The sequence below is a fragment of the Vibrio sp. St2 genome (genome assembly GCF_947311885.1).
GTDB classification, from domain to species: Bacteria; Pseudomonadota; Gammaproteobacteria; order Enterobacterales; family Vibrionaceae; genus Vibrio; species Vibrio coralliilyticus.
Genome location: NZ_CAMZNA010000013.1, coordinates 50,248 through 68,837, shown reverse-complemented (window position 1 = coordinate 68,837; position 18,590 = coordinate 50,248). Strand labels below are relative to the sequence as shown.

General features: G+C 47.2%; 19 protein-coding genes. 1 reads left to right on the top strand and 18 read right to left on the bottom strand.

What is annotated here, in order from left to right:
• Window positions 1–21: 21 nt before the first annotated feature.
• Window positions 22–798: a transporter substrate-binding domain-containing protein gene (locus QMA41_RS22910; protein WP_281630690.1), complete on the bottom strand. Its 777-nt coding sequence runs from the start codon at window positions 796–798 to the stop codon at window positions 22–24.
• 91 nt (window positions 799–889) lie between these two features.
• Here QMA41_RS22910 and QMA41_RS22905 point away from each other — a divergent pair, with 91 nt between their 5' ends.
• Window positions 890–1,630: an amino acid ABC transporter permease gene (locus QMA41_RS22905; protein ID WP_171750514.1), complete on the top strand. Its 741-nt coding sequence runs from the start codon at window positions 890–892 to the stop codon at window positions 1,628–1,630.
• Between the two features lie 45 nt (window positions 1,631–1,675).
• Here the strand turns inward: QMA41_RS22905 and glmU are convergent, their stop codons facing one another.
• The 17 genes from glmU to yidC form a co-directional block, all read right to left on the bottom strand.
• Window positions 1,676–3,037, bottom strand: coding sequence for a bifunctional UDP-N-acetylglucosamine diphosphorylase/glucosamine-1-phosphate N-acetyltransferase GlmU (gene glmU / locus QMA41_RS22900; protein WP_281630689.1), 1,362 nt, complete (start codon window positions 3,035–3,037; stop codon window positions 1,676–1,678).
• A gap of 152 nt (window positions 3,038–3,189) precedes the next feature.
• The gene (locus tag QMA41_RS22895) at window positions 3,190–3,612 is read right to left on the bottom strand and encodes a F0F1 ATP synthase subunit epsilon (RefSeq protein WP_006957442.1); all 423 of its coding nucleotides are present in this window, start codon (window positions 3,610–3,612) and stop codon (window positions 3,190–3,192) included.
• An 18-nt stretch (window positions 3,613–3,630) separates the two neighbouring features.
• Window positions 3,631–5,034 (bottom strand): F0F1 ATP synthase subunit beta, encoded by a 1,404-nt coding sequence (gene atpD / locus QMA41_RS22890; RefSeq protein WP_006957443.1) that lies wholly within the window; start codon window positions 5,032–5,034, stop codon window positions 3,631–3,633.
• A 35-nt stretch (window positions 5,035–5,069) separates the two neighbouring features.
• Window positions 5,070–5,936: a F0F1 ATP synthase subunit gamma gene (atpG, locus tag QMA41_RS22885; protein WP_006957444.1), complete on the bottom strand. Its 867-nt coding sequence runs from the start codon at window positions 5,934–5,936 to the stop codon at window positions 5,070–5,072.
• Window positions 5,937–5,979: 43 nt separating this feature from the next.
• On the bottom strand, window positions 5,980–7,521 hold the full coding sequence (atpA, locus tag QMA41_RS22880; protein ID WP_019273968.1) for a F0F1 ATP synthase subunit alpha: 1,542 nt from the start codon (window positions 7,519–7,521) through the stop codon (window positions 5,980–5,982).
• 13 nt (window positions 7,522–7,534) lie between these two features.
• Window positions 7,535–8,068, bottom strand: coding sequence for a F0F1 ATP synthase subunit delta (atpH, locus tag QMA41_RS22875; protein ID WP_006957446.1), 534 nt, complete (start codon window positions 8,066–8,068; stop codon window positions 7,535–7,537).
• 14 nt (window positions 8,069–8,082) lie between these two features.
• Window positions 8,083–8,553 (bottom strand): F0F1 ATP synthase subunit B, encoded by a 471-nt coding sequence (gene atpF / locus QMA41_RS22870; RefSeq protein WP_006957447.1) that lies wholly within the window; start codon window positions 8,551–8,553, stop codon window positions 8,083–8,085.
• Window positions 8,554–8,625: 72 nt separating this feature from the next.
• A complete protein-coding gene (gene atpE, locus QMA41_RS22865; RefSeq protein WP_006957448.1) occupies window positions 8,626–8,880 on the bottom strand; it encodes a F0F1 ATP synthase subunit C in 255 nt (84 codons plus the stop codon).
• A 57-nt stretch (window positions 8,881–8,937) separates the two neighbouring features.
• On the bottom strand, window positions 8,938–9,750 hold the full coding sequence (gene atpB, locus QMA41_RS22860) for a F0F1 ATP synthase subunit A (protein ID WP_006957449.1): 813 nt from the start codon (window positions 9,748–9,750) through the stop codon (window positions 8,938–8,940).
• Window positions 9,751–9,758: 8 nt separating this feature from the next.
• Window positions 9,759–10,148, bottom strand: coding sequence for a F0F1 ATP synthase subunit I (locus QMA41_RS22855; RefSeq protein ID WP_006957450.1), 390 nt, complete (start codon window positions 10,146–10,148; stop codon window positions 9,759–9,761).
• A 186-nt stretch (window positions 10,149–10,334) separates the two neighbouring features.
• Window positions 10,335–11,216: a ParB/RepB/Spo0J family partition protein gene (locus QMA41_RS22850; protein WP_281630688.1), complete on the bottom strand. Its 882-nt coding sequence runs from the start codon at window positions 11,214–11,216 to the stop codon at window positions 10,335–10,337.
• 22 nt (window positions 11,217–11,238) lie between these two features.
• The gene (locus QMA41_RS22845) at window positions 11,239–12,012 is read right to left on the bottom strand and encodes a ParA family protein (RefSeq protein ID WP_006957452.1); all 774 of its coding nucleotides are present in this window, start codon (window positions 12,010–12,012) and stop codon (window positions 11,239–11,241) included.
• 14 nt (window positions 12,013–12,026) lie between these two features.
• Window positions 12,027–12,659 (bottom strand): 16S rRNA (guanine(527)-N(7))-methyltransferase RsmG, encoded by a 633-nt coding sequence (gene rsmG / locus QMA41_RS22840; protein WP_281630687.1) that lies wholly within the window; start codon window positions 12,657–12,659, stop codon window positions 12,027–12,029.
• Window positions 12,659–14,554 carry a tRNA uridine-5-carboxymethylaminomethyl(34) synthesis enzyme MnmG gene (mnmG, locus tag QMA41_RS22835; RefSeq protein WP_095665858.1) on the bottom strand — a complete coding sequence of 632 codons (1,896 nt, stop codon included), beginning with the start codon at window positions 14,552–14,554 and terminating at the stop codon, window positions 12,659–12,661. Before mnmG ends, rsmG begins: the two co-directional genes overlap by 1 nt.
• A gap of 445 nt (window positions 14,555–14,999) precedes the next feature.
• Window positions 15,000–15,434, bottom strand: coding sequence for an FMN-binding protein MioC (mioC, locus tag QMA41_RS22830; protein ID WP_043009587.1), 435 nt, complete (start codon window positions 15,432–15,434; stop codon window positions 15,000–15,002).
• 53 nt (window positions 15,435–15,487) lie between these two features.
• Window positions 15,488–16,849 carry a tRNA uridine-5-carboxymethylaminomethyl(34) synthesis GTPase MnmE gene (gene mnmE / locus QMA41_RS22825; protein WP_006957456.1) on the bottom strand — a complete coding sequence of 454 codons (1,362 nt, stop codon included), beginning with the start codon at window positions 16,847–16,849 and terminating at the stop codon, window positions 15,488–15,490.
• Window positions 16,850–16,969: 120 nt separating this feature from the next.
• Entirely contained in the window at window positions 16,970–18,589 is a 1,620-nt protein-coding gene (yidC, locus tag QMA41_RS22820) for a membrane protein insertase YidC (protein ID WP_281630686.1), read from the bottom strand.
• Between the last annotated feature and the right edge of the window lies 1 nt (window position 18,590).

Sequence of the window (18,590 nt, the reverse complement as noted above, 5' to 3'; positions counted from 1 at the left end):
GGCTCTTTTTCTACAAAGCAATTACTTGCTCTTCAATCCCCACTTCTCAGCAGTTTGTTTGAAAAAGCCTTGGGTCTTTTTCAGTTCAACCCAGTGATTAATGTAGTTGATCCATACTTGGTCGTCCTGCGGTAGCAGCATCGCAATCGGAGTAGGTTTGCGTGGCTCTTTTACAGGTACAATAGCGAGTTGTTTAAACTTCTCAACTAACGTCGCCGCTTCGACGTTCGATGTCACGGACACATCTGCACGGCGAGCTAGTAACTCTTGGAAATCTCTTGCTGGCGCTTCAATCACAATGTGTTTTGCCGAAGGAAAGAACTCTTTGACCATCTTTTCTTGCACCGTACCCAATGTCGCCGCAACCTTCACCTCTGCCTTGTCAAAATCGCTCCAGTCTGAGAATTTTTGCAGATCTTTTTTCTGTACCACAGGAACGAAAGCCAAGTAGAAATACGGCTGGCTGTAGCCTGCTACCTTAGCGCGAGACATATTCAGAGAGGCACTTCCCGTAATATCGTACTTATTGGCGGTAATGCCATTCACCAACGTTTTCCAGTCCGTTGCAATATATTCAACGTTGACGCCTAAATCTTTGGCCAGCTCAGTGGTTACATCAATATCAAAGCCTCGGTAGCTATTGGTAGCCGGATCTTTCATTGTCATCGGATTCCAGTCCCCGGTCGTCCCTACTCGTAGCACCCCGCTATCTAGAATCTCATGGAGTCGGCTTGTCTCGGCCGCCGCCTGACCGATTGATAAAATACACAGTCCGAGTGCTAGGATGAACTTGTTCATTTAATCTTCCTTAAAGTTATTACGCTCTGTGATAGTTCACTGCTAACATAGCAGCAACAAAGCAGTTTTTTTAGACAATACAGGATGTAATGTGACCTATCGTTATTTCTGGCTGGCAACCATTCTCCTTCTCACTGGCTGTAGTGACTATCAATGGGGCTGGTATGTACTCGATCCTTCAACGGAACAAGGCCAGACAAACCTGAAGTTTCTGAGTGCCGGATTCTACGACACTATCACGATTTCTCTTCTGAGCATGGCTTTGGCAATGCTGATAGGTTTATTGGTCGCCCTACCTTCATTATCAAATTCAAGATGGCTCAATGGCCTTAATAGAGTTTATGTTGAGATCATCCGCTCAATTCCTGTGCTTGTCCTGCTGTTGTGGGTCTATTACGGCCTACCGACACTGCTGGACATCTCACTTGATCATTTCTGGGCAGGTGTCATCGCCCTGACGGTTGCAGAAAGTGCTTTCATGGCGGAAGTTTTTCGTGGCGGGATCCAATCCATTGCCAAGGGACAGCACGAGGCTGCAGAGTCACTCGGACTGAATTACTGGCAAAAAATGCGCTTGGTCATCCTTCCACAAGCATTTAGACAAATCCTGCCACCACTAGGTAACCAGTTCGTCTACATCTTGAAAATGAGCTCGTTGGTCAGCGTGATTGGACTGAGTGATTTAACGCGGCGGGCAAATGAGCTGGTGGTCAATGAGTATTTACCCCTTGAGATTTATACCTTTCTGGTACTGGAGTATCTGATTTTAATTCTGTTGGTATCGCAGGCCGTAAGATGGCTAGAGCGACGTATTGCTATTCCAAGTAACTAGCTATAAAAAACGCCGCAATCAGCGGCGTTTTTTAGTAATTGATGCTTACTTTTGTTTTACTGGACGCTGCCAGCCTGTGATTTTTCGCTCTTTCGCGCGAGTAATCACTAACTCACCTTCAGCAACGTCTTTGGTTAATGTCGTGCCAGCGCCAACGGTTGAACCATCCGCGATAGTGACAGGTGCCACCAGCTGACTGTCAGAGCCAATAAACACATCGTTGCCGATGACAGTCTTAAACTTATTTGCACCATCATAGTTACAGGTGATTGTGCCCGCACCGATGTTTGTTCGTTGACCAATTTCCGCATCACCCAAGTAGGTCAGATGATTAGCTTTAGACCCCTCACCAATGCGTGCATTCTTCACTTCAACAAAGTTGCCCACATGAGAGTCGTTACGCATCTCTGCACCAGGACGTAAACGTGTAAACGGGCCAACCGTACACTCTTCTCCAACCGTCGCGCCTTCAATCACACTGTAAGGACGAATCACACTATTGTCATCGATTTCACAATCTTTCAGTACACTTCCAGTACCAATGATAACGTTGTCGCCCAAGGTTACTTTGCCTTCAATGATGACGTTAGTATCAATTTCGCAATCCATACCACACTGCAACTCACCACGCAGATCAAAACGCACCGGATCGCGTAACATCACGCCCTGCTCTAACAATTTTTGAGCTTGCATAGACTGGAATGCACGTTCAAGACGAGCCAGCTGTGCGCGGTCATTCACACCTTCGACTTCGATTGGGTTTACCGGATGTACGGCTTCCACTGCACGGCCTTCATCATGAGCCGCAGCAATCACGTCTGTTAGGTAATATTCGCCCTGAGCATTATTATTATTCAGACCAGATAACCAGCGTTTAAGATCACCGCCAGTTGCGACCATCACACCAGTGTTGATCTCTTTAATCAGTTTCTGCTCTTCAGTCGCGTCTTTCTGTTCGACGATAGCTACTACAGGGCCATTCTTGCGTACGATACGTCCATATCCCATCGGGTTATCCAGTACGACCGTCAGCAGCGCGATACCACCTGTAGGCTGTGCATCCAATAGGCTTTCGATTGTCTCTTCTGAGATCAACGGTACATCACCATAAAGAACAAGGATCTTCTCGTCATCTTCAAACTGAGGAGAAGCCTGATCCACCGCGTGTCCTGTCCCTAGCTGATCAGCTTGCAGAACCCAGTTCACGGACTCCTCTGCCAGCTCAGCCTGCATCTGATCACCGCCGTGGCCGTAAACCAAATGAATATTCTGCGCGCCTAAACCAGAACAGGTATCAATCACGTGTTTGGCCATGGGCTTACCCGCCAAGGTATGCAGTACTTTTGGCTTGTTCGAGTACATGCGAGTTCCTTTACCCGCTGCGAGGATCACCGCGCTAAATTTCATTCAGTAACCTATATGTGCTTGTTGTAAAACTGAGGGGTATTCTAGACACTAATCAAGAATTAGTTAATTGATCTGGAAAAATTTCTGTTAAAAATTAAGCAAAAAGGCGGTCATATGACCGCCTTTATCATTTTTAAAACACCGAAATTAAATTAACGGCGTTTTTTTGTCAGCTCGATAACACGTAGCTGAGCAATGGCTTTCGCCAGCTCACTGGCCGCTTGAGCGAAGTCCATATCGCCGTGCTGATTCTGGATACTCTCCTCAGCGCGACGCTTGGCTTCTTCTGCCTTCGCTGCGTCTAGTTCTTCACCACGGATAGCCGTATCAGCCAGTACAGTCGCTGTACCTGGCTGAACTTCCACCATACCACCAGAAACATAAATGATTTCTTCGTGGCCGTGCTGTTTCACAATACGCACCATACCAGGCTTGATAGCGGTCAGTAGCGGAGTGTGGCCGTGGAAAATACCCAGCTCACCTTCGCTACCGGTCACCTGAAACGTTTCAACACGACCAGAGAAGATTTTCTTCTCAGCGCTTACCACGTCTAGGTGAAAGGTTATTGGTGCCATATCGCCTCCTAGTTAGCCTTATAGCTTCTTCGCATTCTCGATAGCATCGTCAATTGCACCACAGTACATGAACGCTTGCTCTGGAATGTCGTCGTAATCACCAGCTAGTAGACCTTTGAAGCCACGTAGAGTCTCTTTAAGAGGTACGTAGATACCTGGGTCACCAGTGAATACTTCCGCTACGTGGTAAGGCTGAGTTAGGAAACGCTCAATCTTACGTGCACGAGATACAACTTGCTTATCTTCTTCAGATAGCTCGTCCATACCTAGGATCGCGATGATGTCTTTCAGCTCTTTATAGCGCTGAAGCGTCTGCTGAACGTTACGAGCGATGTCGTAATGCTCTTGACCTACAACTAGTGGGTCAAGCTGACGAGACGTTGAATCTAGTGGGTCGATCGCTGGGTATAGACCCATCGCAGCGATGTTACGGTTAAGTACAACCGTTGCATCCAAGTGCGCGAACGTTGTTGCAGGAGACGGGTCAGTCAAGTCATCCGCAGGTACGTATACCGCCTGTACAGACGTGATAGAACCTTGCTTAGTTGACGTGATACGCTCCTGAAGTACACCCATTTCCTCTGCTAGAGTAGGCTGGTAACCTACCGCAGATGGCATACGACCTAGAAGTGCTGATACTTCTGTACCCGCTAGTGTGTAACGGTAGATGTTATCAACGAACAGTAGAACGTCACGACCTTCGTCACGGAAACGCTCAGCCATTGTTAGACCAGTCAGTGCAACACGTAGACGGTTACCTGGTGGCTCGTTCATCTGACCGTAAACCATCGCTACTTTTGATTCTTCAGGCTTCTCAACGTTTACAACGCCCGCTTCCTGCATTTCAAAGTAGAAATCGTTACCTTCACGAGTACGCTCACCAACACCTGCAAATACAGATAGACCAGAGTGTTGTAGTGCGATGTTGTTGATAAGTTCCATCATGTTAACGGTCTTACCTACACCTGCACCACCGAATAGACCGATTTTACCACCCTTAGCGAATGGACAAACTAGGTCGATTACTTTCACGCCAGTTTCTAGTAGAGCTGTTTCGTTTGATTGCTCTTCGTAGCTTGGTGCTTCACGGTGAATAGAGTAAGTCTCTTCTGCACCGATCTCACCACACTCGTCAATCGCGTCACCTAGAACGTTCATGATACGACCTAGGGTCTTAGTACCTACTGGTACCGAAATTGGAGCGCCAGTGTTAACCACTTCAACTCCACGACGTAAACCATCAGAGCTACCCATTACGATACAACGAACTACGCCACCGCCTAGCTGTTGTTGAACTTCAAGAACTAGACGCTCTTTTGAGTCCGTTACGTTTAGAGCGTCATATACACTAGGTACTTCGCTCTGTGGGAACTCTACGTCGACTACCGCACCGATGATCTGTACGATCTTACCTGTAGCCATCGTTAATCCTCTAAACTATTTCGTTTTACCTAAGCTTAAACCGCTGCAGCACCTGAAACGATTTCAGACAGTTCTTGTGTAATCGCAGCCTGACGGGCTTTGTTGTACACAAGTTCTAAGTCTTCAATCAGGTTGCTGGCGTTGTCTGTTGCAGCTTTCATCGCAATCATACGAGCCGCTTGCTCACAAGCAAGGTTCTCAACCACACCTTGGTATACCTGAGACTCTACGTAACGCACTAATAGTGCATCCAGCAGAGGTTGTGGCTCAGGTTCATAGATGTAGTCCCATGAGTGCTCACGCTGCATTTCTTCGCTATCTGATTTAGGCAAAGGTAGCAATTGATCGATCGTTGGTTCTTGAACCATGGTGTTCACAAATTTGTTGAACACTACATACAGACGGTCCAGTTCACCTTCATCGTATTTCTTCAGCATTACGCTTACAGAACCGATTAGGTCTTCTAAGCTTGGGCTATCGCCCAGACCAGAAACCTGCGCAGCGACTTTAGCGCCACTGTTGTTGAAAAACGCTGTAGCTTTTGAACCGACAACCGCCAGTTCCACTTCAGCACCTTTCTCTTTCCAAGCTTGCATGTCTATAACAGCTTTCTTGAACACGTTAATGTTCAAACCACCACACAAGCCGCGGTCTGTAGAAACGATGATGTAACCAACTCGCTTCGCTTCACGCTCTTCTAGGTACGGATGACGGTACTCTAGATTTGCGTTTGCCACGTGACCGATCACTTTACGCATTGTTTCAGCGTATGGACGAGAAGCTTCCATTGCATCTTGAGAACGACGCATTTTTGAAGCTGCTACCATTTCCATCGCTTTCGTAATTTTCTGAGTGCTTTTCACACTACCGATTTTATTACGTATCTCTTTTGCGCCGGCCATCGTTACTCTCCATTAGTTGGTGGCAGAGACTGCCACCGACCTATTACCAAGTTTGGGTTGCTTTGAAGTCGTCAGTCAGTTTCTTAAGCTGAGCTTCAACTTCATCGTTGTAAGCACCCGTCTTGTCGATCTCAGACGCTAGTTCAGCGTATTGACCGCGAGCATACGATAGTAGAGCCGCCTCGAAATCTAGAACTTTGTTCAGTTCTACATCATCTAGGTAACCACGCTCTGCCGCGAAGATAGTTAGCGCTTGGTCAAATACAGACATTGGAGCGTACTGCTTCTGCTTCATTAGTTCTGTTACTTTCTGACCATGGTCTAGCTGTTTCTTCGTTGCTTCATCAAGATCAGAAGAGAACTGTGCGAAAGCCGCTAGTTCACGGTATGCAGCAAGTGCTGTACGGATACCACCTGATAGTTTCTTGATGATTTTCGTCTGAGCTGAACCACCTACACGAGATACTGAGATACCTGGGTCAACCGCTGGGCGAACACCTGCGTTGAATAGCTCAGTCTGTAGGAAGATCTGACCATCGGTAATCGAGATTACGTTAGTCGGTACGAATGCTGAAACGTCACCAGCTTGAGTTTCGATGATAGGAAGAGCAGTCAAAGAACCAGTCTTACCTTTCACTTCACCGTTAGTGAACTTTTCTACGTATTCTGCGCTTACACGAGCAGCACGCTCTAGTAGACGAGAGTGAAGGTAGAAAACATCACCAGGGAAAGCTTCACGACCCGGTGGACGTTTTAGTAGTAGAGAGATCTGACGGTAAGCGACAGCTTGCTTAGATAGGTCATCATAAACAATCAGTGCGTCTTCGCCGCGATCACGGAAGTATTCACCCATCGCACAACCTGCGTATGGCGCTAGGTATTGTAGCGCTGCAGATTCAGAAGCAGATGCAACAACAACGATAGTGTTCGCTAGCGCGCCGTGCTCTTCTAGTTTGCGAACTACGTTAGCGATAGTCGATGCTTTCTGACCGATTGCTACGTAGATTGAGAAAATACCAGAGTCTTTCTGGTTGATGATTGCATCGATCGCCATTGCTGTTTTACCAGTCTGACGGTCACCGATAACAAGCTCACGCTGACCACGACCGATTGGGATCATTGAGTCAACAGATTTGTAACCAGTTTGAACAGGCTGATCAACCGATTGACGGTCGATTACACCTGGTGCAATCACTTCTACAGGTGAAGACAGTTTCGCTTCGATTGGACCTTTACCATCGATAGGCTCACCTAGCGTGTTGACTACGCGACCTAGTAGTTCTGGACCAACTGGTACTTCAAGAATACGACCAGTACCTGTAACTTTCATGCCTTCCTTAAGGTCAGCATATGGGCCCATTACAACTGCACCAACCGAGTCACGCTCAAGGTTAAGTGCCAGTGCATAACGGCCACCCGGTAATTCAATCATTTCACCTTGCATCACGTCCGCTAGGCCGTGAATGCGGATGATACCATCGCTTACCGAAACGATAGTACCTTCATTGCGAGCTTCACTAACAACGTCGAAAGATTCGATACGCTGTTTGATTAGATCGCTGATTTCCGTGGAATTAAGTTGCATGCTCCAATCCCCATTAAGACTGCAATGCATCGCTCAGGCGGTTCAAACGACCACGCGCTGAGTCATCGATGACTAAGTCTCCGGCTCGAATAATCACCCCACCAAGTAGGGCCTCATCTACACTGCAATTCAGCTTAACTTTGCGTTCAAGACGCTGCTCAAGTTTGCTGCTGATACCTGCAAGCTGCTCATCAGAAAGGTCTGATGCTGAAATCACTTCAACATCCACTTCTTTCTCATGCTCTTTTTTCAGAGCAAAGAACTGTTCACAAACATCAGGAAGGGCCGCTAATCGGCCATTCTGTGCCATTACCTTCAATAGGTTTTGGCCATGAGCATCAACTTGATCGCCGCAAACTGCTACAAATACTTCTGCCAGTTTATCGGCAGAAACCGAACCCGTTAGGAGTTCGTGCATCTGTTCGTTTTTAGCTACTTCAGCAGCAAAAGAAAGCATCTGACCCCATTGGTCCAACGCGCCTTTTTCCACTGCAAAGTCGAATGCTGCTTTAGCATAGGGGCGTGCGATAGTAGTCAAATCAGACATAGGCGCCCCCAGACTTAAAGTTTTGCAGTAATGTTGTCGAGAATATCTTTGTGCGCATCTTTATCGATAGAACGCTCAATGATTTTCTCAGCACCAGCTACAGCCAGAGTTGCAACTTGTTTGCGCAGCTCATCGCGTGCACGGTTGCGTTCAGCTTCAAGTTCAGCTTCCGCTTGTGAAAGAATCTTCTGGCGTTCTGCCTGAGCTTCTTCACGAGCTTCATCTAGAATTTGAGCTTTACGCTTGTTCGCTTGCTCGATGACCTCTGTTGCTGTGCGCTTCGCTTCTTTCATCTGTTCAGAAGCGTTTGCTTGCGCTAGATCCAAGTCTTTTGCAGCACGTTCAGCTGCTTGTAGACCGTCAGCAATTTTTTTCTGACGCTCTTCGATCGCTTGCATCAATGGCGGCCATACATACTTCATGCAGAACCACACAAACAGTGCAAACGAGATTGCTTGACCTAGCAGAGTTGCGTTTATATTCACAACAGCTACCCCTTCTATTCGGACTTAGTATTAATCAATAACAAGCCAAAGCTTATCGAAAGTTAAAAGTGATTAACCTAGTTGACCAACGAATGGGTTCGCGAATGTGAATAGAAGTGCGATTACGATACCGATCATTGGAACCGCATCAAGTAGACCCGCGATGATGAACATCTTAACTTGTAGCATAGGAGCCATTTCTGGTTGACGTGCTGCACCTTCAAGGAATTTACCACCTAGAAGTGCGAAACCAATCGCAGTACCAAGAGAAGCAAGACCGACGATAAGACCTACGGCGATTGCAGAAAAGCTCAGTAAAGTTTCCATTACTATCTCCAATTTATAGTTGTTGGCTAGTTGCCCAAATAAAAAGCTTTAAAAAAATTAATGATCACTGTCTTCGTGTGCCATTGACAGGTAAACAATTGTCAACATCATAAACACGAAGGCTTGAATCGTGATAACCAAGACATGGAAGATTGCCCACGGTAGTGAACCCATCCATTGCAAGTACCATGGTAGCATTGCCGCACAAAGAATGAATACAACCTCACCCGCGAACATGTTACCGAATAGACGCATACCAAGAGACAGAGGTTTCGCCAGTAGCGAGACCACTTCAATCAGTAGGTTAAACGGAATCATCAGTGGGTGATTGAATGGATGTAGTGCTAATTCTTTAGCGAATCCACCTAGACCTTTCACTTTGATGCTGTAGTAAATCATCAGAGCGAAAACGCCTAGAGCCATAGCCATGGTGATATTCACATCAGCAGACGGTACAACCTTAAGGTAAGGAATACCAAGCCAATGCTCTGCTGGGTAAGGTAAGAAGTCGATTGGCACTAAGTCCATCAAGTTCATTAAGAATACCCAACAAAAGATAGTCAGTGCTAAAGGCGCGATCAGTGGGTTGCGTCCATGGAACGTGTCTTTGACGTTTTCCGCGACAAATTCAACGATCATTTCTACAGCACACTGAAGCTTACCTGGTACACCCGCTGTTGTTCTCTTTGCTACCTTGTAAAAGATTCCTAGGAAAATTAAACCAGTAAACCAAGAAAAAAACAGGCTATCGATATGTACGTTCCAGAAACTTGCCTCCTCCGCTACAAGACCTAACTTATAAGTAGAAAGGTTTGTAAGGTGGTGGGAAATGTATCCGGACGCAGTTAGCGCTTCACCTGGCGCAGCCATAACTCATCCTATTTTTTGTTGTTAATGAATAGCACTGGCGCACAGATATTAATACCTAGAGCCAGCAAATAGGTTAGCTTAAGGGGAACAAGTTCCACCTGTATATACATGTAAGCAACGGAAAAAAGCGCCACTGTGATAAGGATTTTCAGTGCTTCACCGGCATAGAAAGAGTTCGCGATACGCTTTGCAGCGCGAGCCCCACCATACATGAAAGCAAACAATGCGAACACCGCATTCGCGACAACAAAAATGCCGCCACCAATCAGTGCTGAAAGCCCCCATTCAGCATTCACAGCCACTGCCATTCCTGCCGCCATTAGTGTAACCGCGCCAAACTGGATCATTAACAATCGCTTTGCAAGCTCTCGTCCTGGTCTAGCTAACGCAGCTACCATGTATTCGTACCTCGAGTAAAATCCACAGCGTTACTACCTCATGCTGGGAAATTGGCGAAAATTATACGGTGAGTCCTATTGAATGCAATTAAAACACCGCAAAAAGTTACAATTTTGTTTACAAACCGACAACTTCCGCACAAAAATTCGTTTTTTTACATAATTGACCGAGATCAATTATCTCATTTAGCCTTCAAGCTTGGCAATCAGTTGCTCTAATTTGTGAGGCTCATCAAGACTAATCGTGACTTTCGACGCCCCGTTCTTGGCACGCACGATTGCCACTTTAGCACTGAGCATTTCACTCAATTTCTGTGACATTTGTTGTGCCTCAGTGTCTTGAAGCTCATTTTTCTCTTCAGATTGCGGCTGGAGACACTTTTTCACTAACTGTTCTGTCTGACGAACCGTCATACGCTTCTTCGCAACCAGTTCAGCGACCTCAACCTGCTCTTCCCCTTCCAATGCCAACAACGCACGTGCGTGGCCCATTTCGAGCATTTTTTCTGAAAGGAGATATTTGACGTCCATTTCCAACTGATTCAGTCGTAGCAAGTTACTCACGGTAGCGCGCGACTTACCAATCACCTCAGCCACTTGCTGGTGGGTGAGAGAAAACTCTTCCTGAAGACGATCGAGAGCAACCGCTTCTTCGATCACATTAAGATCTTCACGTTGAATGTTCTCGATCAACGCCATAGCGATCGCTGCGCGATCGTCAACGTTTTTGAGCACACACGGTACTTGTTTGAGCCCCGCTTTGCGTGCCGCACGCCAACGGCGTTCACCCGCAATGATTTCAAACTTGTCATTTTCAACCTGACGAACCACGATCGGCTGAATAATCCCCTGAGACTCTATCGAAGCCGCTAACTCTTCTAGCGCTTCGGGCTCCATATCTTTACGCGGCTGATAAACACCAGGCTTAAGGCTATTGATGCTTAAATCTGTCAGCTCCCCATCAGAAGAAAGCTCTTGGCTGTGCAAGGCACTTTGCTGTTTTTCACGCGCGAGCGAGCTCGTTGAAAGCAGAGCATCAAGCCCTTTACCTAAACCACGTTTAGACATGAGACAAATTCCTTTGGTTGGGTTATGCAGGGACTTCATCGCGGCGCAGCATTTCTCCGGCTAGAGCCAGATACGCTTTTGCGCCTGCGGAGTATTTGTCGTAGTACATGGCGGGTTTACCATGACTTGGCGCTTCGGCCAGACGAACATTACGCGGAATAACAGTGCGGTACACCTTGTTACCAAAGTGTTTTTTCAACTGATCGGATACTTCGTTGGATAAGCGGTTACGAGGGTCATACATGGTGCGAAGCAGACCTTCGATTTTAAGATTTTCATTTACCACCGCTGCCAGCTTACTGATGGTATCCATTAATGCTGTTAAACCTTCCAGTGCAAAATACTCACACTGCATAGGAACCAAGACCGAATCTGCTGCGGCCATGGCATTGATTGTAAGAAGGTTTAGCGATGGAGGACAATCGATAAAGATGAAATCATAGTTATCGCGAACTGACGCAAGTGCATGTTTGAGACGAACTTCGCGCGCAAACACTTCCATCAGTTTGATTTCAGCCGCAGTGACATCGCCGTTGGCAGCAATCAAATCATAGTTGCCAGAGGTCTTGCGACACACGACATCATCAAAGGCGACATCTTCAACCAGCAGCTCATAAGCGGTGGCATCGACCTGATACTTATCGACGCCACTGGCCATAGTCGCGTTACCTTGCGGATCGAGATCAATCACCAATACCTTACGCTTGGTCGCAGCCATAGACGCGGCTAAGTTGATGCACGTTGTTGTTTTACCAACTCCACCTTTCTGGTTGGCGATTGCTACGATTTTTCCCACGGTGAACCTCGCTTTTATTCCTTGCGGGATAAGATTACTAGATGACGCTCACCTTCCAATTCAGGAACTTGCAAAGCTTTGATGTCGGTCACAGAACACCAGTCCGGAAGCTGGTCAATCTCATCCTGAGGCAGTTGGCCCTTAAGGGCCATAAAACAGCCGGTTTGGGCTTTGGGTAAGTGATGACACCACTCCACCATATCAACCATAGAGGCAAATGCTCGGCTTAAAACGCCGTCAAATTTGTCTTGCGGCTGAAACTCTTCAACACGGCTTTGAATCGGCGTGACATTGTCGATCTTTAGTTCATGCAACACTTGTTTAATAAAACGAATGCGCTTACCAAGGCTGTCGAGCAAATAAAATTCTTTGTCTGGATTCATGATAGACAAAGGGATCCCCGGCAGGCCCGGTCCGGTGCCAACGTCAATAAAACGCTGCCCTTGTAAGTGAGAGCTGACCACAATGCTATCGAGAATGTGTTTCACCAGCATGTCACTAGGATCGCGTACCGAGGTCAGATTATAAGCTTTGTTCCATTTGTTGAGCATTTCAACATAACCAACAAGTTGATCTCGTTGGTTATCTGACACCTCAAGCTTAGTTTGTGCGATCAATGCGTCCAGTTGAGTACGTAATGCGTTCATTATGCTTCCTCACCTTTCTTCAGCATGCCTTGCTTTTTGAGATGAACGAGCAAGATGGAGATGGCCGCTGGCGTAATTCCAGAGATGCGTGAAGCAATACCGATAGATTCTGGCTTCGATTCATTCAATTTCGCCACCACTTCATTCGACAGGCCTTTTACGTTGGCGTAATCCATATCAAGTGGCAGGTGTGTATGTTCATGGCGCAGGGATTTTTCAATCTCGTCTTGCTGACGCTTAATGTAACCTTCGTATTTAACTTGGATTTCCACTTGCTCTGCAGCCTGTTGATCCTCCAGCGCAGGCGCAAAGGCTTCTAGCTCTGTCAGCTGCTGATAGGTCATCTCAGGGCGACGCAGTAGATCTTCACCACTGGCTTCACGCACCATTGGTGTTTTTAGTAGTTGGTTAAGCGCATCAATGCCTTGTGATTTAGGGTTCATCCAAGTGTCTTTCAGACGCTGGCGCTCTTTGGTCATGTTGTCGATCTTTTCGTTGAAACGCGCCCAACGAAGATCATCGATCAAACCAAGTTCTCGCGCCTGCTCTGTGAGACGCAAATCCGCGTTATCTTCACGCAGCAACAAGCGATACTCGGCGCGTGAAGTGAACATGCGATATGGTTCTTTAGTGCCCATCGTTGACAAATCATCAATCAAAACGCCGACGTAAGCTTGATCACGGCGTGGGCTCCAACCGTCTTTGTCCTGACTGTACAGACTGGCGTTCAAACCCGCCATTAAACCTTGCGCAGCCGCTTCTTCATAGCCAGTGGTGCCGTTGATCTGGCCAGCAAAGAACAAACCATTAATAAATTTGGTTTCATAGGTCTGTTTTAAATCACGTGGATCGAAGAAATCGTATTCTATCGCATAGCCTGGTCGCACAATGTGGGCATTTTCAAACCCTTTCATTGAACGAACAATTTGAACTTGAACATCAAACGGCAAGCTGGTGGAGATACCATTTGGATAGAGCTCATGCGTGTTCAGTCCTTCAGGCTCGATAAAGATCTGATGGCTGTTCTTGTCGGCAAAACGCATCACTTTGTCTTCAATCGACGGACAGTAACGTGGACCAATCCCCTCGATCACACCCGCATACATCGGGCTACGATCTAAGTTATTGCGGATCACTTCGTGTGTTTGATCGTTGGTGTGGGTGATAAAGCACGGGATCTGGCGTGGGTGCTGTGTTCTTTGACCCATAAAGGAGAACACAGGGGTTGGATTATCACCATGTTGTGCTTCCAACTGGGAGAAATCAACACTTCGCGCATCAATTCGTGGTGGAGTTCCTGTCTTAAGGCGATCAACACGGAATGGTAATTCACGTAAACGATCCGCCAGAGCTATGGAAGGAGGATCGCCCGCGCGGCCACCAGAAGAGCTTTCCATACCAATATGGATCTTACCGCCAAGGAAAGTCCCAACCGTTAATACGACTGCTTTGGCATGAAAACGTAGTCCCATCTGTGTCACAACACCGACAGCTCTGTCCTGTTCAACAATCAGATCATCAACGGATTGTTGAAATAAGGTCAGGTTAGGGGCATTTTCTAATGCTTCACGAACATAGGCTTTGTACAGAGCACGATCAGCTTGAGCACGAGTTGCCCTTACTGCTGGACCTTTAGATGCATTCAGCGTTCTGAATTGAATACCAGCGTGATCGATGGCTTGGGCCATTAACCCTCCCATCGCATCCACTTCTTTGACTAGGTGACCTTTACCGATACCACCGATGGCTGGATTACATGACATCTGACCTAAAGTGTCGATGTTATGTGTCAGTAACAGCGTCTTTTGTCCTGTGCGAGCTGATGCGAGTGCGGCTTCCGTTCCTGCGTGTCCGCCACCGACAACAATGACGTCAAATTTTTCGTGATAAAGCATGAACTGACCTCTGGTATTCAATAGAGAGATGGGCAGATAAAAAGGAGCGCTATTCTACCTGCTTTCACATTGATAGAAAATCGCTTTTCGCGTTTTTAATCTAAGCCTCTGACAAAGCTTACTAATATAGGATCTCTATATATGATCTTTTATTAGATCTATTATAAGGATCGACGATCTCTGTGGATAAGTAAAAAATGATCAACAAGATCATGGATCTTAAACAGATCAAATGATGTGATCTTACCTTGATCAGATCGAGGATTACCTGAGATCAAAATGGCTAGTTATTCACAGTTGAAAAATAGATCAAGAGTTGTTCTTTGGATAACTATAGGTTAATCACCGGATAGTTTGCATTTTATCCACAGATAGAACGATTGAAATTTCACCAGATTGAGAAGAAGAGAGGAAGTGACAATGAGCTATCACTTCCTTATTGGGGTTATAGGCTATTAATATGGTCGGCTAGCCAAGCCTCAGCGGCATCTTCTGGGACATCATGATTGAGCACATCGATTGTCAGACAGTCTGCAACCGGTGTACCACCGATATCCGCGAGTAGTGCATGAGCATGTTGACCCGCAGCACAGAACGTATCGTAGCTGGAGTCGCCAATCGCTATCACGGCATACTTAACCCCAGACATTCTTGGAGGGGTGTTTTGCAGGGCCTGGATAAATGGCTGAATGTTATCTGGGTATTCACCAGCGCCATGGGTCGAAGTGATCAGTAACCAGGTGCCTTCAGCTGGGATCTCACTCAGCTCAGGTTGGTTGTGAATACAGGTCTCAAAACCTTTTTCAATTAGGAGATCACTAAGATGATCGCCAACGTATTCAGCACCACCTAATGTGCTGCCGGTAATTATTTGGATCATAGGGTTTCCTTTTACCTAAAAAACACGCGACTCAAAGGTCGCGCGTATGGGGATTATTTGCCAATACAGAAGGAGGAGAAGATGCGCCCGAGCAAGTCATCTGAGCTGAACTCTCCGGTGATTTCATTGAGGTGTTGCTGCGCAATTCTCAATTCTTCTGCGAGGATTTCGCCCGCCATGTAACCTTCCAGTTGCTGCTGACCTATATCAAGGTGTTCAGCCGCTTTTTCCAGCGCTTCTAGGTGACGACGACGAGCCATAAAGCCGCCTTCGTGCCCACCCGCAAAGCCCATGCACTCTTTAAGGTGCGTACGCAGTGACTCGACGCCCTGACCCGTTCTGGCCGACAGACGAATCAACGTTGGATCGTTAACATGACAGATACCAAGTGTTTCATCGGTTTGATCGACTTTATTGCGGATCACTGTCATGCCGATATTGCTCGGCAATCGATCGACGAAGTCAGGCCAAATCTCTTTCGGGTCAGTGGCATCTGTGGTGGTGCCATCGACCATGAACAAGACGCGGTCGGCTTGCTCGATTTCTTCCCACGCACGTTCGATACCTATTTTTTCGACTTCATCTGACGCATCGCGCAGACCTGCGGTGTCAATGATGTGCAGTGGCATGCCATCAATATGGATATGCTCTCTCAATACATCTCGGGTGGTGCCAGCAATGTCGGTCACAATGGCAGACTCTTTACCCGATAGAGCGTTCAGAAGGCTGGACTTGCCCGCATTTGGACGACCGGCGATGACTACCTTCATCCCTTCGCGCATGATAGCGCCTTGTGTCGCTTCTTTGCGTACGGCGGTGAGGTTATCAATAATTGTCTGAAGGTCTGCAGAGACTTTACCATCGGCAAGAAAATCGATTTCTTCTTCGGGGAAATCAATTGCGGCTTCGACGTAGATACGCAGGTGTATCAGAGACTCTACCAAGGTTTGGATTCGGTTTGAAAACGCGCCTTGAAGTGATTTGAGGGCTGATTTTGCCGCTTGTTCTGAGCTGGCATCAATTAAGTCCGCAATGGCTTCGGCTTGGGCTAAATCAAGCTTATCGTTGAGGAAGGCGCGCTCTGAAAACTCACCTGGGCGAGCGGTGCGGATGCCGGGAATTTGCAGGATGCGCTTGATCAGCATATCCATTACGACTGGGCCGCCATGGCCTTGCAGTTCTAGGACATCTTCGCCAGTAAAGGAGTTCGGATTAGGGAAATAGAGCGCGATCCCCTGATCGAGCTGAGTGCCATCCTGAGCCGTAAATGACAGATACTCTGCGTATCTTGGACGTAATTCTTTGCCTGTTACCTCAGAAGCGACTTTGGCCGCAAGGGGACCGGATACGCGAATAATGCCGACACCGCCTCGTCCGGGCGCAGTCGCTTGAGCGACAATGGTCTCTGTAGTCATAGTGGTAGCCTTTGCGATGCATACCCTGTGAGGGTAAATAGTGAATGAGATGAATTGTAATCAGCCAAAAACAAAAAGGCGACCTTTTGGTCGCCTTTCTCGATTATTTACGCCGACTCGTTATTTTGAGTGCAAGCCTTTCTTCTCCAGCGCCTTATAAATCAGCGTCTGTTGGATCAGAGTAACGATGTTTGACACCAACCAGTAAAGAACCAGACCTGATGGGAAGAACAGGAAGAAACCTGTGAACAGAACAGGCATGAACGTCATGATCTTCTGCTGCATTGGATCTGTCACTGTGGTTGGGCTCATCTTCTGGATCAGGAACATGGATGCACCCATCAGTAGCGGCAAGATGTAGTAAGGGTCTTGCGCTGACAAGTCAGTAATCCAACCAAAGAATGGTGAGTGACGCAGTTCCACCGATTCCATTAGTGCCCAGTAAAGTGCAATGAAAATAGGCATCTGTAGAAGTAGAGGTAGACAGCCACCCAGTGGGTTTACTTTCTCTTTCTTGTACAGTTCCATCATTTCTTGGCTCATACGCTGACGGTCATCGCCGATACGCTCACGCATCGCTTGCAGCTTAGGCTGTAGCATGCGCATTTTTGCCATTGAAGTGTACTGTGCCTTAGTCAGTGGGTACATAGCACCACGCACAATGAAGGTCAGAACGATGATTGCGAGCCCCCAGTTAGACACGAAGCTTTGAATGAATGACAGAAGCGTATGCAGTGGCTTAGCGATAAACCATAGCCAGCCGTAATCCACAACCAAATCTAGATTTGGCGCAGTTTCAGCCATTTCTTGCTGAAGTTTAGGACCTACCCAAAGCGTCGCATTGAATTTGGCTGAATCACCCGTTGCGATGGTTTTGTTCGGCATACGAACACCGATATCACCTAGGTTGCCAATCACGCGAGTGTACAGGTTAGTGCCTGGTTCATTGCGAGGGATCCATGCAGACGCGAAGTAGTGTTGGATCATTGCAGCCCAACCCTGCCCGTCTGGCAGAGTGATAGACAGGTTGCGATCCTGCATATCGTCAAAGCTGTATTTCTTGTAACGCGTTTCTTCTGTTGAGTACGCACCGCCGCGATAAGTTGGCATAGTGATGCTGCCGCCTGCGTCCATTAGGTTTTGACGCAGGTGAGCGTACATACCAAATGTCGCGTTGTTACCTGAGTTGTTGACCACATCGTATTCAACGTCAACCGCGTAGCTGCCGCGCTTAACAATAAATGTTTTGGTGTACTCAAGACCATTTGCTTGGTATGTCATTGGGATGCGAAGTTCATCCTGACCGTCTTCTAGAGTGAAGCTATCCGCGTTCACTGAGTAAGCCGGACGATTTGAGCTGCTCAGATCGATACCTTGAGGGCCCACTAGACCACTTTGCGCAATGAACTGATGACCTGGTTCGTTCTTCAATAGGACGAATGGGTCTGAAGAATCCAGTTCTGCAGAGTATTGGTTCAGGTCTGCAGTGATAACATCACCACCAACCGTATCAATCGACAGAGTCAAGACGTCAGTTGTCACGGTAATCGTTTTAGCAGACGCTTGCTGCGCAGGCGCGGGATCTAAATCATCCGCAAGAGTGGGGGCAGGTAGGGTACTGCTTGATTGTGCCTGTTCAACCGGCTGTGGTGCAGGGTTTGTTTCGACTTGCCATTTTTGAAATAACAAGAAAGAAACCAGTGCTAGCGCGATTAACAGGATATTACGTTGAGAATCCATC